Source organism: Prevotella sp. tc2-28 (assembly GCF_900107705.1).
GTDB lineage: Bacteria > Bacteroidota > Bacteroidia > Bacteroidales > Bacteroidaceae > Prevotella.
This window is the reverse complement of record NZ_FNRE01000002.1, coordinates 186,944-208,329: the sequence shown is the minus strand read 5'-3', so window position 1 is coordinate 208,329 and position 21,386 is coordinate 186,944. Positions and strand designations below refer to the sequence as shown.

28 protein-coding genes and 1 pseudogene are annotated in these 21,386 nt (G+C 46.4%); 14 read left to right on the top strand and 15 right to left on the bottom strand.

Translation table 11 applies throughout. The features are described from left to right. A complete protein-coding gene (nqrE, locus tag BLU47_RS02565) occupies positions 1 to 627 on the top strand; it encodes an NADH:ubiquinone reductase (Na(+)-transporting) subunit E (RefSeq protein ID WP_091957980.1) in 627 nt (208 codons plus the stop codon). Positions 628 to 661: 34 nt separating this feature from the next. Continuing rightward, on the top strand, positions 662 to 1,930 hold the full coding sequence (gene nqrF / locus BLU47_RS02560) for an NADH:ubiquinone reductase (Na(+)-transporting) subunit F (RefSeq protein WP_091957977.1): 1,269 nt from the start codon (positions 662 to 664) through the stop codon (positions 1,928 to 1,930). 124 nt (positions 1,931 to 2,054) lie between these two features. On the opposite strand, the gene BLU47_RS02555 is transcribed toward nqrF, so the two are convergent. Next, positions 2,055 to 2,660 (bottom strand): formate/nitrite transporter family protein, encoded by a 606-nt coding sequence (locus BLU47_RS02555; protein WP_091957975.1) that lies wholly within the window; start codon positions 2,658 to 2,660, stop codon positions 2,055 to 2,057. Between the two features lie 67 nt (positions 2,661 to 2,727). Here BLU47_RS02555 and BLU47_RS02550 point away from each other — a divergent pair, with 67 nt between their 5' ends. Together BLU47_RS02550 and BLU47_RS02545 are read left to right on the top strand one after the other, a co-directional pair. Beyond that, a complete protein-coding gene (locus BLU47_RS02550; protein WP_091957972.1) occupies positions 2,728 to 3,783 on the top strand; it encodes an MBL fold metallo-hydrolase in 1,056 nt (351 codons plus the stop codon). A gap of 1 nt (position 3,784) precedes the next feature. Further along, the gene (locus BLU47_RS02545) at positions 3,785 to 4,717 is read left to right on the top strand and encodes a DMT family transporter (RefSeq protein WP_091957969.1); all 933 of its coding nucleotides are present in this window, start codon (positions 3,785 to 3,787) and stop codon (positions 4,715 to 4,717) included. Between the two features lie 2 nt (positions 4,718 to 4,719). Here the strand turns inward: BLU47_RS02545 and BLU47_RS02540 are convergent, their stop codons facing one another. Next, positions 4,720 to 5,823 carry a glycerate kinase family protein gene (locus BLU47_RS02540; RefSeq protein ID WP_091957968.1) on the bottom strand — a complete coding sequence of 368 codons (1,104 nt, stop codon included), beginning with the start codon at positions 5,821 to 5,823 and terminating at the stop codon, positions 4,720 to 4,722. A 196-nt stretch (positions 5,824 to 6,019) separates the two neighbouring features. Here BLU47_RS02540 and BLU47_RS02535 point away from each other — a divergent pair, with 196 nt between their 5' ends. Together BLU47_RS02535 and BLU47_RS02530 are read left to right on the top strand one after the other, a co-directional pair. Next, positions 6,020 to 6,655, top strand: a complete 636-nt coding sequence (locus BLU47_RS02535; RefSeq protein ID WP_091957965.1) for an HU family DNA-binding protein — start codon at positions 6,020 to 6,022, stop codon at positions 6,653 to 6,655. Positions 6,656 to 7,020: 365 nt separating this feature from the next. Next, the gene (locus BLU47_RS02530; protein ID WP_255402062.1) at positions 7,021 to 7,326 is read left to right on the top strand and encodes a helix-turn-helix domain-containing protein; all 306 of its coding nucleotides are present in this window, start codon (positions 7,021 to 7,023) and stop codon (positions 7,324 to 7,326) included. 812 nt (positions 7,327 to 8,138) lie between these two features. Here BLU47_RS02530 and BLU47_RS02520 read toward each other — a convergent pair. Together BLU47_RS02520 and BLU47_RS02515 are read right to left on the bottom strand one after the other, a co-directional pair. Continuing rightward, positions 8,139 to 9,002 (bottom strand): hypothetical protein, encoded by an 864-nt coding sequence (locus tag BLU47_RS02520; RefSeq protein ID WP_143025436.1) that lies wholly within the window; start codon positions 9,000 to 9,002, stop codon positions 8,139 to 8,141. Positions 9,003 to 9,164: 162 nt separating this feature from the next. Then, a complete protein-coding gene (locus BLU47_RS02515; protein WP_255402061.1) occupies positions 9,165 to 9,818 on the bottom strand; it encodes a vWA domain-containing protein in 654 nt (217 codons plus the stop codon). A gap of 126 nt (positions 9,819 to 9,944) precedes the next feature. On the opposite strand from BLU47_RS02515, the pseudogene BLU47_RS15255 reads away from it, so the two are divergent. The 3 genes and pseudogenes from BLU47_RS15255 to BLU47_RS02505 all read left to right on the top strand — a co-directional run. Continuing rightward, positions 9,945 to 10,460: pseudogene (locus BLU47_RS15255) on the top strand (transcriptional regulator); the annotation flags it as partial. A 183-nt stretch (positions 10,461 to 10,643) separates the two neighbouring features. Next, positions 10,644 to 11,018, top strand: coding sequence for an A1S_2505 family phage non-structural protein (locus tag BLU47_RS15060; RefSeq protein ID WP_091958347.1), 375 nt, complete (start codon positions 10,644 to 10,646; stop codon positions 11,016 to 11,018). Positions 11,019 to 11,032: 14 nt separating this feature from the next. Further along, positions 11,033 to 11,965 (top strand): hypothetical protein, encoded by a 933-nt coding sequence (locus BLU47_RS02505; RefSeq protein WP_091957961.1) that lies wholly within the window; start codon positions 11,033 to 11,035, stop codon positions 11,963 to 11,965. A 132-nt stretch (positions 11,966 to 12,097) separates the two neighbouring features. Here the strand turns inward: BLU47_RS02505 and BLU47_RS15250 are convergent, their stop codons facing one another. Beyond that, on the bottom strand, positions 12,098 to 12,214 hold the full coding sequence (locus BLU47_RS15250) for a GNAT family N-acetyltransferase (protein WP_369796956.1): 117 nt from the start codon (positions 12,212 to 12,214) through the stop codon (positions 12,098 to 12,100). Then, complete coding sequence (locus BLU47_RS02495; RefSeq protein WP_091957960.1) at positions 12,211 to 12,969, bottom strand: MBL fold metallo-hydrolase; 759 nt, start codon at positions 12,967 to 12,969, stop codon at positions 12,211 to 12,213. The genes BLU47_RS15250 and BLU47_RS02495 overlap by 4 nt, the downstream gene beginning before the upstream one ends. A 376-nt stretch (positions 12,970 to 13,345) precedes the next feature. On the opposite strand from BLU47_RS02495, the gene BLU47_RS02490 reads away from it, so the two are divergent. Continuing rightward, the gene (locus BLU47_RS02490) at positions 13,346 to 14,515 is read left to right on the top strand and encodes a pyridoxal phosphate-dependent aminotransferase (RefSeq protein WP_091957956.1); all 1,170 of its coding nucleotides are present in this window, start codon (positions 13,346 to 13,348) and stop codon (positions 14,513 to 14,515) included. Between the two features lie 69 nt (positions 14,516 to 14,584). Here the strand turns inward: BLU47_RS02490 and BLU47_RS02485 are convergent, their stop codons facing one another. Both BLU47_RS02485 and BLU47_RS02480 read right to left on the bottom strand, forming a co-directional pair. Further along, positions 14,585 to 15,061: a pyridoxamine 5'-phosphate oxidase family protein gene (locus BLU47_RS02485; RefSeq protein WP_091957953.1), complete on the bottom strand. Its 477-nt coding sequence runs from the start codon at positions 15,059 to 15,061 to the stop codon at positions 14,585 to 14,587. Beyond that, the gene (locus BLU47_RS02480) at positions 15,055 to 15,510 is read right to left on the bottom strand and encodes a cupin domain-containing protein (RefSeq protein WP_091958341.1); all 456 of its coding nucleotides are present in this window, start codon (positions 15,508 to 15,510) and stop codon (positions 15,055 to 15,057) included. The genes BLU47_RS02485 and BLU47_RS02480 overlap by 7 nt, the downstream gene beginning before the upstream one ends. Before the next feature lie 256 nt (positions 15,511 to 15,766). Between BLU47_RS02480 and BLU47_RS02475 the strand changes: the two genes are divergently transcribed. Then, the gene (locus tag BLU47_RS02475; RefSeq protein WP_255402060.1) at positions 15,767 to 16,180 is read left to right on the top strand and encodes a winged helix-turn-helix transcriptional regulator; all 414 of its coding nucleotides are present in this window, start codon (positions 15,767 to 15,769) and stop codon (positions 16,178 to 16,180) included. A 92-nt stretch (positions 16,181 to 16,272) separates the two neighbouring features. Here BLU47_RS02475 and BLU47_RS02470 read toward each other — a convergent pair whose 3' ends face one another. The 7 genes from BLU47_RS02470 to BLU47_RS02445 all read right to left on the bottom strand — a co-directional run bounded on the left by BLU47_RS02470 (position 16,273) and on the right by BLU47_RS02445 (position 19,008). Then, entirely contained in the window at positions 16,273 to 16,956 is a 684-nt protein-coding gene (locus tag BLU47_RS02470) for a hypothetical protein (protein WP_091957951.1), read from the bottom strand. Between the two features lie 212 nt (positions 16,957 to 17,168). Further along, positions 17,169 to 17,462, bottom strand: a complete 294-nt coding sequence (locus BLU47_RS02465; protein WP_091957948.1) for a hypothetical protein — start codon at positions 17,460 to 17,462, stop codon at positions 17,169 to 17,171. A gap of 7 nt (positions 17,463 to 17,469) precedes the next feature. Further along, complete coding sequence (locus BLU47_RS02460; protein WP_091957944.1) at positions 17,470 to 17,649, bottom strand: MmcQ/YjbR family DNA-binding protein; 180 nt, start codon at positions 17,647 to 17,649, stop codon at positions 17,470 to 17,472. 48 nt (positions 17,650 to 17,697) lie between these two features. Beyond that, complete coding sequence (locus tag BLU47_RS02455) at positions 17,698 to 17,967, bottom strand: PaaI family thioesterase (protein WP_255402059.1); 270 nt, start codon at positions 17,965 to 17,967, stop codon at positions 17,698 to 17,700. A gap of 8 nt (positions 17,968 to 17,975) precedes the next feature. Next, on the bottom strand, positions 17,976 to 18,110 hold the full coding sequence (locus tag BLU47_RS15055; RefSeq protein ID WP_255402072.1) for a hypothetical protein: 135 nt from the start codon (positions 18,108 to 18,110) through the stop codon (positions 17,976 to 17,978). A 2-nt stretch (positions 18,111 to 18,112) separates the two neighbouring features. Then, positions 18,113 to 18,376, bottom strand: a complete 264-nt coding sequence (locus BLU47_RS02450) for a GlsB/YeaQ/YmgE family stress response membrane protein (protein WP_091957941.1) — start codon at positions 18,374 to 18,376, stop codon at positions 18,113 to 18,115. Between the two features lie 26 nt (positions 18,377 to 18,402). Next, entirely contained in the window at positions 18,403 to 19,008 is a 606-nt protein-coding gene (locus BLU47_RS02445; protein ID WP_091957939.1) for a YqiA/YcfP family alpha/beta fold hydrolase, read from the bottom strand. A gap of 273 nt (positions 19,009 to 19,281) precedes the next feature. Between BLU47_RS02445 and BLU47_RS02440 the strand changes: the two genes are divergently transcribed. Genes BLU47_RS02440 through BLU47_RS02430 form a run of 3 tightly spaced genes read left to right on the top strand, consistent with a single transcriptional unit; the run spans position 19,282 to position 20,776 of the window. Continuing rightward, a complete protein-coding gene (locus tag BLU47_RS02440; protein WP_091957936.1) occupies positions 19,282 to 19,884 on the top strand; it encodes a hypothetical protein in 603 nt (200 codons plus the stop codon). Continuing rightward, on the top strand, positions 19,881 to 20,219 hold the full coding sequence (locus BLU47_RS02435; protein WP_091957933.1) for a hypothetical protein: 339 nt from the start codon (positions 19,881 to 19,883) through the stop codon (positions 20,217 to 20,219). The genes BLU47_RS02440 and BLU47_RS02435 overlap by 4 nt, the downstream gene beginning before the upstream one ends. Before the next feature lie 2 nt (positions 20,220 to 20,221). Then, on the top strand, positions 20,222 to 20,776 hold the full coding sequence (locus BLU47_RS02430; protein ID WP_091957931.1) for a sugar O-acetyltransferase: 555 nt from the start codon (positions 20,222 to 20,224) through the stop codon (positions 20,774 to 20,776). The last annotated feature ends 610 nt before the right edge of the window (positions 20,777 to 21,386 follow it).

The window sequence follows — 21,386 nt, the reverse complement described above, 5'->3', positions numbered from 1 at the left end:
ATGGAACACGCAATATCATTACTGTTCAGGTCGATATTCGTCGACAATATGATCTTCGCCTTCTTCCTCGGTATGTGCTCTTATCTGGCTGTATCGAAGACCGTGAAGACCTCATTGGGACTGGGCTGTGCCGTCACCTTCGTGCTCACCGTCACCGTTCCCGTCAACTATCTGTTGCAGACCAAGGTACTGGGTCCCGACTGCCTCGCTGATGGTGTCGACCTCAGCTACCTGTCGTTCATCCTCTTCATCGCTGTCATCGCCGGTATGGTGCAGTTGGTTGAGATGACTGTCGAGAAATACTCGCCGTCGCTCTATGCCGCACTGGGTATCTTCTTGCCGCTGATTGCTGTCAATTGCGCCATTATGGGAGCTTCGCTGTTCATGCAACAGCGCATCCTGATGGATCCTTCTAACTCGCAGGCCATCACCTCCGTATGGGATGCTATCGTCTATGGCTTCGGCTCGGGTATCGGCTGGATGCTTGCCATCGTGGCTATGGGTGCCATTCGCGAGAAGATGCAGTATTCGGATGTTCCCAAACCCTTGCAGGGGCTTGGAATCGTATTTATCACCGTAGGTCTGATGGCTATGGCGATGATGTGTTTCAGCGGACTGAACATATAAAATTGAAGAATTGAAAAATTGAAGAATTGAAGTTATGGCTCAGTTTATAGCATATAGTATAGGAGTTTTCCTCTTGGTAATCATCTTGCTGGTGATTATCCTGTTGGTGGCAAAGAAATATCTGAGCCCCAGCGGCAACGTGAATATTGAAATCAATGGCGACCGTACCATCAACGTTCCTCAGGGCAATAATCTGATGGCTACGCTCAACCAGAACGGCATCTTCCTGCCCTCTGCCTGTGGCGGTAAGGCCAGCTGCGGACAGTGTAAGGTACAGGTACTGGAGGGTGGGGGCGAGATCCTCGATTCTGAGAAGCCTCACTTCACTCGTAAGCAGATTAAGGACCATTGGCGTCTGGGATGTCAGTGTAAGGTGAAGGGCGACCTGAAGATACACGTCGACGAGAGTATTCTGGGGGTTAAGGAGTACGAGTGTACCGTTATCTCCAACAAGAACGTGGCTACGTTCATCAAGGAGTTCAAGGTGCAACTGCCAGCAGGCGAGCACATGGACTTCCTGCCTGGCTCGTATGCCCAGATCAAGATCCCTAAGTTCGACTGCATCGACTACGACAAGGACATCGACAAGAGCCTCATCGGCGACGAGTATCTGCCCAGTTGGGAGAAGTTCGGTCTGTTCCCATTGAAGTGTAAGAACCCCGAGGACACCATCCGTGCCTATTCAATGGCTAACTATCCTGCAGAGGGCGACGTCTTCATGCTGACCGTACGTATCGCCACGCCTCCGTTCAAGGCAGACAAGAGCGGATTTATGGATGTCAACCCCGGTATTGCCTCGTCTTACATCTTCTCGCTGAAACCAGGCGACAAGGTGATTATGAGCGGTCCTTTCGGCGACTTCCACCCGCACTTCGACTCGAAGAAGGAGATGATATGGGTTGGTGGTGGTGCCGGTATGGCTCCGTTGCGTGCTCAGATTATGCACATGACAAAGACGCTGCACACTACCGATCGCGAGATGCACTACTTCTATGGTGCACGTGCGCTGAACGAGGTGTTCTACCTCGACGACTTCCTGGGCTTGGAGAAGGAATATCCCAACTTCCACTTCCACCTAGCCCTCGACCGTCCCGATCCCGCTGCCGATGCAGCCGGCGTCAAGTACACCCCGGGCTTCGTCCATCAGGTGATGCTCAACACCTATCTGAAGGACCACGAGGCTCCCGAGGACATCGAGTACTACATGTGCGGTCCTGGACCGATGTCAAAGGCCGTCGTTTCCATGCTCGACTCACTTGGTGTAGAACCCGAGTCAATTATGTACGATAACTTCGGTGGATAATCATCACCTGTCGTTACTTGTTATTGTAATGGAGAAAGCTTTAGCGCTTTCTCCATTATTTATCTGGAGGGCTGAATAGAGTTTCTGTTTCCCCTCATTGTCGCAGGTACTAGTGGAATGATAACTATGGATTAATATGATCTTGCTTAGCGATTACCCATCGGTAAAGATTGCAGCCCGCAAAATTACCCAGCACCTCGGCAATATATATTATCAGCAAATCAATGCTGTACAGCTCTGGAACGGCCAGGAAATAAAAGGCGTCAGCAACGGAGTGGGCAAAACCACACAGGATGAAGGCGGGAACGCCGAAGAGTAGGGGAAGAAATTTTCCTTCGCGCCCAAATTGAACGGCAGTGGTCATAATAAATCCGCATCCTATGGCAAGCAGGAAGCAAGCAAACGGACCTTTTGCCAGTCTTGACTGGACGATAGCAAGGTCTGGAGGCAGGATATCGGGCTGGGCATAGCTACAGGCAAGGGCAGTAAGTGCACAGCCCATGATATTACCAAGAAGAACGGTTCCAAGCATTGACCAGTCGCCATGGGAACGGATAAAACCGGCTGTACCAGTATAGAGCTTTAGCTTATAATAGACGACGGCAAGGAGGCCGAAAGCGAATAATACTGCACCGGCAACACCGCCAACACGGAGGTTGACAACACAGCCGATAGAGATACAAATGCCTGCAATAATGGCTGAACGAAGAATGACTATTTGCTGTTTCATGGGTGCAAAAGTACTAAAAATAGAATAATTTTTGTACCTTTGCAGAAAAATAAAACATCAAAATAAAATGAAGAAGATACTAACATGCCTACTGGCTACGTTTGGACTGACATCAGCTTGTGGCCAACAGAATTTCGAGAACGCTGACGTACAGGAATTTTCTGAGTTGATAACTAACCCCAAAGTTGTGCTACTTGACGTGCGCACTGCTGAAGAATATGCAGAGGGACACATCGAGGGTGCTGTGCTGATAGACCAAAAACAAGACGATTTCGTGGAGAAAGCAAAAGCAGTGCTTCCCATCGATAAAACCATTGCCATTTACTGTAGAAGCGGGCGTCGCTCAACCAATGCTGCAGAGAAACTGGCTGACATCGGCTATAAGTGTGTTAATCTCAAAGGTGGTATCATGGCTTGGAAAGAAGCTGGCAAACCTGTCACTACAGACACATACGAAGTAGATGTGTTCCAAACCAAAAGCGGCAAGACCTTGAAATGCTATGCTTTGACACATGCAAGCATCCGCATTCAGTATGACGGAAAGGAGATTGAGATTGACCCCGTGACGAAGTTGGGGAACAAGACTATTGACTATGCCTCTATGCCCAAGGCCGACTATCTTTTGGTGACTCACGAACATTTTGACCACTTCAACCAAGGAGCCATCAAGTTGCTGACAGGCGACAAGACACGATTCATTACCAACAAACGATGCGCTGAAATGTATGGCTCTGGTGAGGTGATGAAGAATGGCGATAAGATACAGATAACCGATGACTTCACGATTGAGGCAGTTCTTGCTTATAACATCACAGAAGGACGTACTCAGTTCCATCCCAAAGGGCGCGACAACGGCTATATTCTGACTATTGACGGGCTACGGATTTACATTGCTGGAGATACGGAGGATATTCCTGAAATGGCCAATATCAAGAATATTGACATTGCCTTCTTACCTTGCAACCAGCCTTATACGATGACTACGGAGCAATTGGTCAAGGCCGCAAAGATAATAAAGCCCCAGGTGCTGTTCCCTTATCACTACGGACAGACAAACGTAAGTGGGATTTCTGCACAGCTTAAAGATGAAGGTATAGACGTTAGAATCAGGCACTACGAGTAGAATGAAACATAAGGGAATCATCTGCGGCATACTGGCGGCTGTCTGTTACGGTACCAACCCGTTAGGAGCCTTGCCGCTCTATGCGGAAGGGGTGAATACGTCGTCCGTTCTTTTCTTTCGCTTTTCTATAGCTACGGTTATACTGGGTGTCGTCCTTATTGCCAATCGGAAGAGTTTTGCAGTGACAAGAGCCGAATTGACGACGATGGCCAGTCTCGGAGCCTTAATGGCAGCATCCAGCATCACATATTACCAGAGTTTCCATTACATGGACGCTGGTATCGCCTCCACCATCCTGTTCGTCTATCCCGTGATGGTGGCTGTCATCATGGCAACATTCTTCCGAGAGAAAGTTACCGCTACAACCGTTACCTCTATCCTCCTTGCCTTGGTTGGTATAAGACTGCTATACAAAGGAAATGCAGGCATTTCACTTAGTACGATGGGAATACTTCTGGTGATGATTTCGTCGCTGACCTATGCCGTCTATATTGTGATAGTCAACCAGTCGAGCATCCGCATGTCAACATTGAAACTCACGTTTTATATATTGTTGATTTGTATGTCGTGCCTGATGGCCTATTCATTTACTTCGCCCGAACTGCATCTGATGTTGCCGCCTTCACCCCGTGCATGGTTCTTTGTCTGTTGGCTGGGATTGGTGCCTACGGTTCTTTCGTTGTTATTAATGACCATTGCTGTTCATGAAGTTGGAGCTACGCCAACAGCTATCATGGGAGCACTGGAACCATTGACAGCGGTAGCCATTGGCGTGATTGTATTTGACGAATCACTCACTTTTAGACTAACTGTAGGTATTATACTTATCCTTTCTGCTGTATTGCTAATTGTGATGGGTAAAAGTTTCCACCTGCGTACGATCAAACATACGATAACAACAATCGTCAGGAAAACTTGGCGTTGGAAATCATAAAATTATGGCAAAGCGAGCCATAATCCATCTCCTTGCAATGGGTTTATAAATCTCGAGCGAAAAAGTTCCCTAATCGTGTCTGAAATATGCTTTCTGGCCACTTCTGGACGCATGGCTTCCTGCAGAGGAATACCTTCCGGATTGATGCATCTGACGTCAGAGAAACCGGCTCGCAAAAGCGCTTCTCTGTCTCTGATGCGACCGGCTATCAGGCATACGGGCACGGCACCTGACTGCTGCAAAACGCCAATGGGCAACTTACCCATGAGTGTCTGTCTATCTGCAGATCCTTCGCCAGTGATAACAAGATCTGCATCTTTGACCATATCGCTGAAACGGGTCGCTTCAAGCAACACTTCGATACCTGGCCTGCAAGTTGCATGCATGTATTGCAGCAGAGCATATCCTAATCCACCGGCTGCACCTGCTCCTTCGTCATTGGAACAGTCATAACCGAAATGCTTGGCAGATAGCTCGGCAAACTTTCTGGCGCGAGCATCCAAACGCTCCACTATTTCTGCAGAAGCTCCTTTCTGCGGCGCAAAGATATGAGCAGCTCCCTGTATGCCACAAAGAGGATTCTTGACATCGGAGGCAATGATAAACTGAATATCGTGGAGTTCTGTAATATCATCAAACTGCCCATGCTTGGCAAAAGCGTCAATCAGGGCTCTAAGCATTCCAATACCTGCATCGCTGGTAGCACTACCGCCAAGTCCTACGACAATCCGTTTGGCACCTTTCTTGACGGCATCTGCAATCAGTTGTCCTGTGCCATAACTTGTGGCTATCATGGGATTACGCTCTTCTTCGGAAAGAAGAGTAAGTCCACTGGCTTGCGCAATCTCAATGACTGCCTCATGACCACATAAAAGATACTTGGCGGTAATAAGCCGCGTCATCGGGTCACGCACCGTCACTTCCTGGAGCGCACCTCCGATAGCCGCATGGAAAGCATCTGTAAAGCCTTCGCCACCATCGCTAACAGGTATCTGAACGATGTCTGCATCTGGGTAAACGTTTCTGACACCATCGGCTGCCGCCAGATTGGCATCGGCAGAGCTCAGACAGCCTTTCATCGAATCTATGGCAACGACTATTTTCATAACATTACTAATACTTCCAATTTAATAGTGCTTGAAATAATGGTGCAAAGTTACGAAAATATTTGGATTCCTCCTCATTTTTTCGTGACTTTGGTCTTGCCGAAGTTAGCAGCACTCGGAAATGAAAAGAAAAATTAGTTTTCCTTTTTCATTTCACTCGTTTTTTAGTAACTTTGCAATCTAAAATGGAATTATTATGCCACGTAAGACAGACGGAATAGAATTCGAGATTCATCCTCGCCCAACGAAGGGTGAGGACGGCAAGCCGCTGCTCTATGTGCGCCCAGCAAAAGGTCGTAAGAAGAGCTTCAAGCAACTGGAAGATTTCTGCAACAAGTATCGCAACCTGCGTACAGGAGAGTTGCAGATGGTGTTCGACGTAGTGATAGACGTTGTTGGCCTCTGGCTATCAGACGGCTACCGTGTGGAAACACCCATCGGCTCGTTTGCACCCAAGCTGAAACTGCTGGGTGAGCATACTGACCCTAAGACCATTCATGGCAGAGACATTGTGTATGCGGGTATTGAGTTCATCCCTTCCAAGGAATTCATCAAGGAGGGGGGAAAGAACCGTGAGGGCTACCGCAAGAGTGAGGCTCAGGTAGGTAACAGCCAGATGTACGACGAAAAGGCTATGGACGAGGCTTTGCGACGCTGCATGCGGCTGGGTTATGCGACGATTCCAGAATTTATGATATTCAGCGGGTTGAAACGCGACTCAGCCAAAGCCTATCTCGACAGCCTCTGCAAGGGCGAACATCCGCGTCTGTGGAAGGTGCGCGAAAGCCGCCGCTGGCTCTACTTCCCTAAAAAGAATAGTACTACAGAATAAAACTCGGTTTCGACCGACCGCTCCAATATATAAGGGCGGGCGCTCCAAGATATAAGGGCGCCCGCCCTAATTTATGCGTCCGTTCGCCCAAATCTAGCGAGATACCGCCTCGCTCCCTGTTACCTGCCGTCTCATTCCCAGTTTGCCCGTACCTTTCTCCGTAATCCTACGTATACAAATTGCTAGACCTTATTTATCGACTCTTTCGATGATGAAGTCACAGCGGTCGGGGTTACCCGTCCTGACGAAGTGCAAGTACTTACACCTTTCTATGAAAAACGGTTAAGATTTATGTTTTTTAGACAATAAGCATCCAAGAGTCAAAGAAATTGTGTAACTTGGCATGCAATAGCCCTCACTACTATATGATTTCAATTGCTCATAGAATAGAACTGAAACCGAACAACAAGCAGAAGACCTACTTCCGCAAGGCTTTCGGCTGTGCACGGTTGGCATATAATTGGGGGCTGGCTGAATGGAAACGGATGTATGAGGTGGGCGAGAAGCCAAGCGGGAGGAAACTCAGAACACAGTTTAACGCCATCAAGAAAGAGCAGTTCCCATTTGTCTATGAGGTAACGAAATGTGCTACAGAGCAACCTTTTGATAATTTGCAGAGAGCATTTGACAATTTCTTCAGGGATTTGAAGCAGGGAAAAGATTCCTTGTGATAGTATTTTGGAATCTGAAAGCCTTGATTTCATTTTAAATTATGAAGGATTACAATAATGTGGGCTATGCTTTAATCTCTTCCAATGCCCCAGTCTCTGAGTCAATGATAAACCTGCGAGCCACAAACTCCTTGTTGTAGTCAATAATCTGGTCTATCATATCACAAAACATATTAAAACTAAGGGCAAAGTTACTTATTTTGTCGCAAAATCATTAATTTTGCAGCAATTATTTTGCTCCTCTGTTCGAGAAGGTTCACGAGGTAGAGAATATCGTGTTGCCCCGGAGGGATGGTAAACTTTAAAAGATGACGGAAACAAAGAAAGGATTTATCCAACTGCATACCAGTGTGCTACTAGCTGGCTTTACTGGTTTGTTCGGCAGATTGATAACGCTGAACGAGGTGGACATCATATGGTATCGTATGCTGTTCACCACCTCCATTCTTGTTGTGTTTACAGGTCTGCCAAGGGTGGGGGAGGTTGTTCTTGCAGTTGTGTGGATGTGGCGCCTTGCTGGGCTTCCATTGGATTTTGTTCTATGGTTCCATCAAGGCCTAAAATGTCTCCATCGGTGTTATTTGTTTCTCACTGATAGGTTTCTTTACTGCCATCTTCGAGCCCCTGATATTCAAGAAACATAACCTGGAGCCGTGCTATACCATTGCTTTGGCGTTTTTGGTATTCGGAGAAGGCCGCGAAATCAACTTCTCCTTTTACTTGGGACTCTCGCTTATCATTCTGAGTGTGTTTCTGCAATCACTTAGGGCATAGGCTTGTACGTCATCTGTCGTCGCTCTCCCGTTCTCTTATTAATTCTCCTTGGTCAGCGACGATGTGATATTGGTGCCGTTCACACTGATAGTGAAGGAGTCGTAAACGTCATGTGTGACCGTCCAGAACTTATAGGTGTTCTTCACGTAGTTGAATTTAATCTCGAGATTACATTCACCACTGGAAAACCAGTCTTTATCTTTAGCAGAGAAAAAGAGTTCGTTGCCCTCCTGCTTCAGGAAACTGTTGAACATATCAGCATTGTCGCCTGTAGTGGCGCAGGAGAACGTCCCACCCTCATTGGTGAAAGTAAAGGTGGTTGTGTAACTGTTGTTCCACTTGTATACAATCTGCACCTTAGCTCCTTTCACAAGTGCGTCAGTCAGTGTGATGCCTTTGCCTTTCTCCTTCAGCAGTTTAGTAATCTCAACGTCTGAAACCTTCATCTTAACACCTGTCACCTTGTACTTCGGGTCTCCAGGTATCACCTCCATAGTACTCTCCTTGACGTCGAAGATAGCAATCAGCACCAGGTTGGAAGTCTTCTTCTCCTTGACGGTCAATTTAAGCACGTTGTTAGCTTTGTCGTGCTCCATCGTAAATTCGCAATCTTGCTCGGTGATGGTCGGTTCATCGGCACGCCTCAAGGAATTGGCGACAGCACCCATCGGGCCATAGTCCAGCAGTTCGTAGGTGTCGCCCACTCTCATGAAGGCAATGTAGAAGTCCTCGCCGTTCACGTTGAAAGTAAAAGCTACTATGGTCCCATCGTCCAGAGCATTCTCAAGCGTAATTTCGTAATTAACGGGATTGTCATCCTTGCTACATGCGGTGAGCATGACTGCAGCGTTGTAAGATAACAGGGCTGCTAACAAATAGTTGAAAAATCGTTTGGCTCTCATAATTATTTTCTCGTTTAGCTTCTTTTATCAGTTATATGGGGGCAAATATAGTAAATAAAACTGAAAGTTCCAAATTTTTGTAGCAGATTCAGAAGAAAGATAATTGAACTAATAAATTGACAAGAAGCGGCTACCATTTAATAAGTAGCCGCTTCTTCTTTCTTAGTCTTCTTTAAAGAATGAGCCTTTATCCATCGGAGCTCCCTCAGCCAAACAGCAGTTAAAGCGTACACGACTGTGGCGCTCACGGGCAAACATAGCCTTAGTGCCTTCCTCGTCCTGTTGGAACTCCAGGTGCTCATCAATGGCAAAGGAATGAGCCATAGATTCTACATCGAGGTTGTCGGTACCGATGAGGGTAAAGGTCCAACCTTGTTTCTTCAGCTTCTCAATCATCGTGCGAACCATCTTCAGCGTCCATTCTTCGCTGCTGTTCTCCTCGCCGTCAGTGATGATGGTAACAAGTACATGGTCGTCTTCTTCTATCTGGGCATTGACTTTGGAGATACCTTTACCGATGGAATCATAGAGAGGGGTTCCGCCACAGGGGTTATAGGCTCTCCAACTGAGGCCTCTGGTCTTCAGAGCCGAAGCATTATCGTAGTGCCAGGTGGTGTGACCGCTGTCAAAGGTGAGGAGGGTGACGAGTTGTGTATGATCAGGGTATTTCTTCTGCAGCTGTCGAACGGTTTGCAGGGTTTCGTTCATACCGGTGAAGGCTTGTTTATGGATAACTTCCATGGAACCGCTTTCATCGACGATAATCAGGTTGTGAACACGCTTGGTGGGCAGTGGGTCTTGCATCATTGTTTTCATAATGGTCATGTTTTTAATTGTTTGAAACTTCTTTTTAGACATGTCTTTATCTCTTTAAAGAAGAATTTGCAGAAAAATTAAGCAAGTAGAAAAAATATTTTGTATTTTTGCAGAAAATAATCGTATATGTACTATCAGCAACTGTCAGACAAAGAGATTCTAGACGGGTTCCGTGAGGGCGACGCAGACATTATCCGCGAATATTTCTACGGGTACTGTCGAGTGGGGTATAACATCTTTGACCAACGGTACCAATTGCGCGAGAAGGAGAACCTGGACTTTATGTCACTGGCTCACCAGTATGCGCTTTATCTGATGGAGCACGACTGGAAACCATTGGAGGATCACTCGCCCAACTTGAGTCTACGCACTTGGCTTATCAATGGTTTCAGATATGTGGTGCTCGACGCGCTGAAATGGTACAAGAAGGAGTATGGCAGCATTACCTTTGAAGACTATCTGCGCTCGTTCGACGTAACGAGTGACCTGCGGCTGCAGTTCAACCGGATGGTGGAGGATATCTGCGACCATGCATCATTGGACAGGGAGGAGAGATGGCTTATTACCATGATGCTGTTGAAGGGCTTCAAAGGTAAGGAGATTGCTGCAGAACTGGGTATGACACCATCAGCTGTATCGCAGAAATATAATAAGTTGAAGGAACGAATCATCATTCCTTATTTCAAGAAGAACTTCGATATGGACTTGGATATGCCAGAGGTCATGGACGAGCGTGGAATGGTTTTTGCAGAGGTTATGGAGGCTCCTTCTCTCGGAACGGGCAGCATGACAAAGTCGATGATAAACCTATTCAAAGAATCGGTTATGGAACAGAAACGTACAACACCAGAATTTATTACAGAACTGCAGCCTAACGAGATTTTCGTATTCGGCAGCAACCTGAAGGGAATGCATGGCGGCGGAGCGGCTTATATCGCCTACCGCAAGTTTGGAGCTATCATGGGGCAGGGCGTAGGACTGCAGGGGCAGAGCTACGGCATCCCGACGATGCAGGGTGGGGTAGAAACCATCCGTCCGTATGTGGATGAGTTTATCCAGTTCGCCAAGGAGCATCCGGAACTGACTTTCCTCGTGACCCGCATCGGTTGTGGCATCGCAGGCTTTACCGACGAAGAGATTGCTCCGTTGTTCGAAGGTGCACACGAGGTAGAGAATATCGTGTTGCCGGAGGGATGGTAATATAAAGTTGATATATGATAAAGCAAATAGTTACAATCATTCTGGCAGCTTTATTATTGGCCGCCTGTGGAAATAAGGAACAGCAGCTGAAAGAACGCGCTGCAGAGTTGTGTAAGTATATTCCCGACCATGAGTTAAAAGCTGAGTCGAAGCCGTTTATGACTACCGACTTCTATGCGGTGTTGGACACCATGTTCAACCACCTGCCCGAACAGGAGGCCATGGATCATGAGTGGTTGTATTACTTCGTGACAGGCAATGGCGGCACAATAGCCGACTTTGAGGTGGCTGGTGTTGAACAGACTGATGATACTCATGCCGTAGCGACGATTAAGGTTCGCCAGAAATGGGAGGATGGCTCGTTCGACGAGAACAGCGATGTTGAGGAACACAAGCTGTACATGGAAAAGGTGGACGGCGAGTGGCTGATATCAGATTTTGACGACCATAAGAAAGATTGCATCCGCCATATTGCCATCAATCGCAAGGAGCAGACCTTGCGTGATGCCATGAGCGGCTATCTGGTGAAGGAGATTGGCGCTCACTATCTGCAGGGACAGCTATGCATTCCTACGCTGCTGATTGTAGCTGAAGAGGAACAGGGTAATGAAACCCGAGTATGGTGTGACTCCTGGGTATATTGGTACAACATCGAAGGCGATACGCTGAAGACGGTGTCAGGTGGCAATCATGCCGGCTGTATGACTGTTCTACAGAAAGACGGGAACTCCGTAGTGACTGCTTTCGAACAAACTGTCGATGGTTCAGGGAATGAGGCCAGTGGTAAGCGTATCTTCGGCAAGCATTATGATGTTTTCCAAAACATGAATAGCAACCAAGACGTTCGTGAGGCAGCCCGCAAGGAACAACTGCAATGGTATATCAAACAGCATGGCCTCAACATCCGCTTCTATCAGGATAATGGCTGGCCCGCTGTGGAACTATAACCGCCTACCTTCTTGCCATCCCTGAAGATTCCAGATTAATCTATCATACTTTAACTGTCGCTATGCTGTATAAGCCAAAGGTCTAAGATTTGTTATTGTTGATTGCAGCCTTCCTGCGAAGATGAATAAAGACTAAAACTTGTACGTCATCTGGATATGTGGGATGCCGTCAAGGATAAAGATGGAAGAGGACTGACGGAAACCAACGCTCTCATAGAAACCTTTCGCATACTCCTGAGTTGCACTCAGATTTCGATTGTTTCTCCTTCCCTGTTGATTTCCCAGAAGGAAATGTTCTTTTCATCCGTAAATTCCTTCATGCGCCAGGAGGATTGAAATCCTGTAGTGAAGTGCATTGGAACGAATAACCCGACTTTGAACCGTTCGATGAACTGACGGGCACCAAGGGTATAGCCATTACCGACACGTCCATCTACGGGAAACATCACCACATCGAAACTATCGGTAACCTTGCGGATGTCCTTCAGCTCGCCCAGGAATTGCTTTTCGTGAGCTATCGGATTGAACGTCTCCTCCATCTCAAAACTATATCGCTCCTGATCAGGATTATCGTCTGACAAGAACTTAGCATACCAGTTGTTCAAGTCGCCCGCATGAAAGATACGCTTGCCCTCTGACTCAACTATCCACGATACGCCGCTGTCCGTACTGCCTAATGCCCATACGGATATGGTATCATCAGACCATGTGCCGCCTTTTGCCAACCATACATCTGCATCCTCCTTGCTGGCTCTCCGGTGTTTGTAGATGTCCTTGGAGAGAATGTAGGTGACATCCTTTCGCAGCTTCTTCCACTCAAAAATCTCCTTCGTAAAATGGTCTTCATGGAAGTGGCTGGAAAAGACATACATGGGCTTTCCGCTCCGAAGCACGCCATCCATTACACCACTGGGATCCAACCAGTAATCGAAGACCAGGATAGAACGCTCCATTTCGAGCACAAAGCCGCTATGAAAGATGTAGGTCAGCAGGTGCGAGCACATGTTCGTTATGTTACATATTGATTGCAAAGGTACGAAAACAGATGGAAAAACCCAATCTTTTCATGTCTTTTTAAGATAGAAAGTAATCATATACCTTTGTCTCAGAAATTAATTCTTCGCTTTATTCACTTTAAATTTTTATTGGGCAGCCCGTAAGGAATGCTCAATATTTTTTTATACCTTTGCAGGCAGATATAACAAAGACAGATATGGATATCAAGGAAATATTGAATATGACAGACCGCTTTGCAGCGGCTGCAGGATGCCAGATAACAGAAGTCACCGGCATAGGATACCGCAAAAATGTACCTCTTCCAGAAGCCCGATAAATCTGCCCGCCCTATATAAACGATTTAGGATTATTAGATACATAGATATGCGACCATTATCAACAAGAACAGCAGGATTCACGGATTCCGTTATCCGTAGAATGACCAGGATATCAAACAGGTACGGAGCCATCAATCTCTCTCAGGGATTCCCGGACTTCGATCCTCCAAAGGAGATCACAGACCGCCTGACGGAGATTGCTCCCCATGGCCCTCACCAGTATGCCATTACCTGGGGAGCGCAGAATTTCCGTGAGGCATTGGCAAAGAAACAGAGTCACTTCACTGGTTTGGACATTGACCCTGATAAGAACATCGTGGTGACATGCGGATCTACGGAGGCCATGATGGCTGCCATGATGACTGTTGTGAATCCTGGCGACAAAGTAGCCATCTTCTCACCGTTCTATGAGAACTATACGGCAGACACTATCCTGAGCGGTGCTGAGCCGATATACATCCCGCTCGTGCCGCCTAAATTTTCTTTCGATGCCAACCTGATAGAGGATGCATTCAGACAGGGTGCTAAGGCATTGGTGCTCTGCAATCCGTCAAACCCCTGTGGCAAGGTCTTTACACGTGAGGAACTTCAGACGATAGCAGATATCGTCATAAGGTACGACGGCTATGTGATTACCGATGAGGTCTATGAGCACATTGTCTATGCGCCTCACAAGCATGTCTATATCTCTACGCTGCCAGGCATGTGGGAGCGCACGGTCTCATGTAGCTCGCTTTCTAAGACCTACAGCATCACAGGCTGGCGACTCGGCTATGTCATTGCCCCAGAACGCATCATCGACCGTGTAAAAAAGGTACATGACTTCCTGACTGTCGGTGCAGCGGCTCCATTGATGGAGGCTGCCACAGTTGGCCTATCTTTCCCAGATTCCTATTACGAAGGGTTGCAGGCGCATTATACTCACATGAAGCATCTGTTCTGCGACGGACTTAGTCAATTTGGATTGGAGTTTACTGATCCTGAAGGTGCCTATTATGTGATGCTTGATGTCTCAAAGTATGGTGTGAAGGATGACCTGCATTTCTGTGAGTGGCTTGCAGAGCATGTCGGGGTGGGAGCCGTTCCGGGCAGTTGTTTCTTCAAAGAGGATGTGCATCATCTCATCCGTTTCCATTTTGCCAAGCGTGACGAGACATTGCAAGCTGCCCTTGACCGTCTTTCAGAACTTGATAGCAAGGCAAAAGACTACATATAAGTAAGGCTTTCATTTTGAGAATCTCTCACCTACAAAACCTTGTCCAACTTGACCTTCGGTCGAGTTTGCTTACGCTCGGGATTGCTCAAACATGTTTGGCAATTCTCTCGCTGAATCGCAAACTTCGCCTGCAATTAGGTCGAAATGTTGGAACATGGGTGGAGTAGGTGACAAATCGTAATAGTCCATTTCTGCTATTGGCAGACAGAAATATTCCATCTGGTCATAGCTCGTATAAAGACGAGACAGCACGGGATTATTGTCATATATCCATCGCTTCACATCATCCTCGACGTTAAAGTTTACCATGCCAGAGCATCTAACGGATATATTATCTGCGTAGGCCAGTATCTCAACATTGGGATTCTGGCGTAACTCCCGATAGACGGCCTTCTTAGCAGAAGTGGCGAAGTAGAGCACATGCCCTTCCTGCTTCATAATCTGGAAGATGCGCAACTTAGGACAATCGCCCTCGCTTGTGGCGAAGGCGACTTCCTTATGGTCTTTCAGAAACTGAAAAGCTTTGTCGAACATCTCGCTTACCATTTCAGTTCTTCCTGCAGGATTGTGCCATCAGTCATAGGGCTGTCAGCCTCGGTGAAGGCATTGGCCTTGTACTGGATGCAGAGCATCGTCAGGTTCTCGCTGCCCGTGTTCTTCAGAGCACGCTTGCCATTGGGAGCAACGCGGATGATGGTGCCTTCGCTGACGGGGAAGATCTCACCATCCACCTGATACAGACCTTCACCCTTCAGGATAATGTAAAGTTCCTCGTGAGTCTTGTGAGTGTGCAGGAAACCGCTGTCCTGACCAGGAGCGAGCGTCTGGAAACTCAGTTCGCTACCTGTAGCACCTACGGCCTGACCTGCGAATACCTTACCTTGAATGGTTACGTTGGGGCCCATCGGAAGCACATGCTCGATAATCTCACTCATCTTACCTACGCTTACTGCGCTGTAATTCTTACCACTCTTAATTGTCTCAATCTGTTTCATTGTTTTTTCCTTATATTGATTATACATGTTTATCTCGAATTGCGCTGCAAAATTACAACCTTTTCCTCAATCCCACAAGAAGGCACTTTTAGGTGACATAGTTACCAAAAAGTAGGAATTGTGATGTTATCGGACTTCTGCGAAAGTGACATTAACTTAGATTAACTAAGTATAATGCTGTTACTTGGTAACTATTTGTTACCTTCGCCGTGTAAACATCAATAGTAAATAGTAAAAAGTCAAATCGTAAATTGAAATGGCAGATATCAAAGCAGAAGGTTCGAAGCAGCGAGACCCATTGAGCTCGCTCAAATGGGCGAGTCGCGAAGAAGCTCGACGAAGTCAATATTTGGCTTGTCCAATCAGGCAAGTAGTGAGTCGTTTTGGTGACAAGTGGTCTATGCTGGTGCTCTATATGCTTCACACTAGCGAGACGGGTGTTTTGCGCTTTAATGAGATCCGCCGTCTGATGACGGACTGTTCCCAGAAGATGCTCTCGCAGACGCTGAAGAATCTGGAGCAGAGCCACCTTGTACATCGTGAGGTCTATCCGGAGGTTCCTCCCCGAGTGGAGTATTCCCTGACAGAGACTGGTAAATCGTTGATGCCTGCACTCACAGCTCTGATAGCCTGGGGCAAGGAGCATTTCAATGATGTGGTAACAGATTAACATTGGGGCATAACTAAAAAGGGAACTCCCGTTTCTGAGAGCTCCCCCGTGTCCTTTTTTGAAAGGCATATGTAGAGGCAAAACGTGTGCTTTTATCTGCGTCCTCCGAAGTGGCCTGAACCGCTGCGATTGTTGTTTGTATTCATTGCTATCTGGCGATTGCCGTTAGAAAGACCGTTGGCCTTCGTTGTGGTGGCAGGACGAGAGGTGTTTCCTGTATTTCTCCATGTAGAGCCGTTGCTGGACTTGTTGACTTTAGCAGGAACGTTGTTTGCATGATGTACAATGGGCTTTGTCACCTTGCGGTCAGCATAGAAGCGGACGTCACGACGGTTCTTGCCTTGCAAGCGACCATAGGTCGAGCGGTTTCCACCCTTGTAGGTCACGTACACCTTTGGACGGTCATTGTAGAAATGGCCCCTCTTATAGTGAGCGTACACTGCGAACGTCCAGCTACCGGCCTTCCAAGCCACAGGGCGATAGAAATGGGAGAGAGCCACATACTTGTCGTACTGCCAGCTGTTCAGAACATAGCGGAGGTCTGCGTTGCGGCGTTCCCACCAGATGCCGAAGACATCAGCGTGTCCGTTCAGGCTCATCAGGTAGTCGAGGTTGATCTCATAGACTGCCTCATACTGTGCAGCGGTGAGGTTGAGCTCGTAAGCCATCTTGTCAGAGAGGAAGAGGGCTTCGTTCTTTGCTGCGTTATAGCTCATAGCTGTGGCAGAGATAGTCATGACCATCATCATTGCCAGAATCATCATCTTCTTCTTCATATCTTAATCTCCTATCTTTAAAGAGTTATACATTTGTTTCTTAATCACAGTGCAAAGTACGGCATTTTTCGGCTGATTTGCAAAGGATAAATCCTAAAGTGGAGGGGTGAAACTCCTAAACCTTAGTAGGATTTTCCCCTCCAGCATTCTTAGATAGAACGTTATCATATACCTTTGTCTCAGAAATTAATTCTTCGCTTTACTCACTTTCATCAAGTCCAAAACTCTTTCTCCCCCGTCAGCTCCATCTGGCCCTGGCACTTGGGACAGGTATGCCCATCCCATACTCGGATATTATCACTGCCGCACTGCAAACAAAGCCTGCCGACTTCGCTTCTATAGGAGGGAGCCACGTCGGCAATGATACCACCCACCACGATGTTCTGGATGCTCTTGCAATCCGGGCACGACACGGCACGGATCTCTTGTCGGAAGAGTCCTCTGCCTTCGTACACCTCGGCTTCGTAGCCACATTGGCTGCAGCGATATTTGAGTTTCCAAGCCATTTCTTTACTAATAATATGATTTCAACGAGATGACCGAGAAATCATTACAATCAAATAATGAGAACATGTGTCCCATTACATAGAACACCAACACGCCCTCTCCGTTTTTGAACTTCTGGAAAGGTAGTTTTTCTTCAATGTCATCGCCTAATGACAGACAGTACTTGCGATAGTCTTCTATGTTCATATGATTTGTTAAATTGGAATTACCTTTCTAATTAATGACAGATCACCATCATTCCTCTACATCGCAATGTAAGAACCCCATTTCCTTTGCCTTCTCTTGGTTCATCAGGAAGTAGACGGCCTCGCCCTCATTGCAGACTTCACCTTTTGAGTTAATGATCTCCGCATTGATGTAGGCCAGATTCCGTACTTGCTTGGTCACCTTTGCCCGAATGGTCAGCTCCGGTTCGGTTGTAGGCACTGCCTTACGGAACTTCACATTCAGCTGGACGGTATAACCACTGGTCTGCAACTTACGGGTTACTACCCAGCCGCACACTTCATCAATCAGCGTACTGAGTATGCCGCCGTCACCTCAGCATCATCTTGCATGGCCAACCAAAGAGAATGATAGATACCATCCTCTTCAAACAGCTTCTTCTGAAGATGCGAGCACATGTTGGTAGTGTCAATGGTAATCATCGTCAATCAAAGAGTTTTTTCCAAATCCACAACACGGTGATAGCACCTACAACACAGAACACAAAGTTGGTGAGATAACCCTTACCAAAAAGTTCTATATTCAGTAAGTGACTGATGAAAGTACCTGCATAACTGCCGGCAATACCCACAATGAGGTTCATACAACAACCCTTGCCTTCACCGCTCATGATGCGGTTGGCAACATAGCCAATCAAAATGCCGGTCAGTATCGGCCAGGCAGTGAATTCTACAATGTGCTCAAACATATTTTAGTCTTTTATTGTTATGTTACTTATTGATTGCAAAGATTTGTGGTGAGCATCTTCTTGATAAGTGGTACGTAATATTGTTGTACTTCCTCAGCAGTTGGTGTATGGCCACCAGGGAAATGGAATGAGTGACTATAGTACTGCAGAAAAAGTGGTTCGAAGTGTGCCAGCGTATCCTGTTCGCCAAAGATTCCCCATATCCTTTCCTTGTAGTCCGGATTGCAGTTGTCGAATTGGTGTGCCTCCATTTCCGCAAACTCTGCTATCAGCTGGCTATCGATGATAAAGTCCTGCTTGCCATTCTTTCGTGGCGACTTGTATTGGTGTGCGCCAATACGTGTTTCTAGAAACTCCGTCATCCTGAAGTGTGGATTTCCAAGTAATGCAGGTAGTTCGAGCGTAGGAGCTATCATCTGTGCATAGAACGAACCGCAACTGTTGCCCACCAGCATATCAGGCTTCTCTTTGTCAATCAAGCCACGGATATAGCCGACAGCCTCCTTGGGATGTATCGGGAGGTCGGGTGTCAGCACCTCCGCATTACCCTCGAAAGCATTCCTTAATGCCATTGCCGGCACACACTGACCACTGGCATAGAATCCATGCAAAAAAAGAATCTTTGCTTTCATGTTGCAAAGATACGAATAAGCGAGGACAAAACATAATATTTGTTTGAAAAGGTACAAAAAAGAATTATTATTTTTACCTTTGTCCCAAGTTTTACGAAATATTAGGAATTGCTATGGCCTACATATGGCAAAGCGAGAATATATACAGGCAAACTCTGTCAGTCTTCAGATCCAAATCAGTAATAATTGATAAAACAGCGATTATTTTAGCCGTTAATTCAGCCATTTTATGATATTTAATTTATAACTTTGCATTCCAAAAAGGATATAATAATGGATACATTCTTTCAAGCTCTAGCCGCTATCAGCGGTCCATTAGCAGGCATTTTAGCCTACATGTTCATAGAAGGTAAGCGCAAAGCGAAAACGAGAGCAAAAGCCGATAACGAAGCAGAGACAATGCTTGATGACATAAGCTACATTCAAGAGATAAAACACCTGCATGGAAATGCAGGAAATGTGGTGTGGCAACAATATGACATCCTGTTAGCTGCACAGCACTATGACTGGGAAACAATAGTAGATTGGGCAGCCTACATGGAGTCGGCAGACATCAACATGATTGAAAGCGTCATAGTTGCAGATTTAGCTGAAGCTATAGGAACAGAGCTTGCCCATGTGTACAACCAGAACAAAGTGGGGCTGAAAAACTTTGAGAAGTTGAAAAAAGAAAAGGCAAGACTAAGTATATACGGTCATAGTCACACATTAAACAGTTCTGTGCAAATCGTGTGGTTCAATCAAACGAGAGTGTTGAGAGTCATCACGCATATTGATGATGAGATATACATCACGAAGTATGTTGAAACCCTCATTAGAAGAACATTTGGCACCAAAGATGCCATGAAACTGGCAAAACCTATACCCCAAAAATGACACTCCGCGAACTTACATATTCTGTAGACTCTGAGCAGTATAGCGAATCTCCGCTATTCCAGCAGCTTACACAGACCAAACCCGAATATGGCGCAAATCATCATATTCAGGTGGCTGAAACCGATGGCAACATCATCGTTACGGGTGTTCACGTCGGCTCGTTGGGCGACATCCTCACCTACAGTATCGATGTTGACCCGAACCTGAAAGTTTCCAAGACACAGTTGCTGGATGCAATCTTGAAAGAATTAGAAAACGATGGTTTCACCGCTCCCGAACAGGAGGACTTCTGGAGCAACTTCGACAACCTACAGAAAGCAAAGATTATCAGATAAAGATGACAGAGAAAGAAAAAATGCTGGCAGGCGAAGTGTATTCTGCCATTGACCCACAGTTATTGGAGGAACTGAAAGTGGCGAGGGAAAAGATATATGAATACAATGCCCTTCGACCGTCAGAGACTGACAATATGAAGGAAATCATCAAGGATTTGTTTGGTCATGTAGGTGATAACAACTTCCTGATTAATCAGCCATTCCGCTGCGACTATGGCAAACAAATAAGCATTGGCCAGAGGTTCTTTGCCAACTTCAACTTCACGGTGCTCGATGAAGCCCCCGTCATCATTGGCGATGACTGTTTCATCGGACCTAACGTAAGTATTTACACGGCTTGCCACAGCACGGACCCTGTAGAGCGCAACACTCGTCAGGAATGGGCCAAGCCTGTCACCATTGGCAATAACGTGTGGATTGGAGGCAGTGTGACCATTCTCCCAGGTGTTACCATCGGTGACAACGTAACCATCGGTACTGGTTCAGTGGTGACTAAGGACATACCTTCAAACTCTGTTGCCGTTGGCAATCCTTGTAAGGTTATCAAGCATATATGACTGACTACGACTCCATCTGGCGAACGCAGGACGAAATCCGAACGGTAGTGAACGCCGTTCTGGGGGAATGTATCTGGGACCTCAGGTATAACGAGCAACGCATGGCTATCGAGTTGGAGCTATCCGTCACGCTTGATGAAGATACAGTCAGCAACTTATAGGGGAAAAATGAGGCATTTTTGATAAGAAAAATTGAAAAATGCTTGTTATTTCATAAAAAAGTCGTATCTTTGCACCCAATAAATCCCGGCACACTTCCCATTAGAACAGTGCAACACGCCGGGCCGTTTTTTTATATTATGATTTACACAAAACAAGCAATACCCCTCGCTCAGCAGGTTTCTATTCTTAAACAGCGAGGGCTAATCTTTGCTAACGAACAAGATCTGTTTAATCTGGTAACAAAAATTTGATACTGGTAACAAATTTGGTAACAAAAACCTGTCGCAAAGTGTCGAAACCAGTCGCATCAAGTCGACTCAAATCCTATAAACTGCTGAGTTCAACAATTAATTAAATTCTATTGAAACTAGCTTATACTTAGGGATTTAGGTGTCCAAATCATTGGATTACTAGGCAAAAAAAGCAGACTTACTTAGTCTGCTACTTT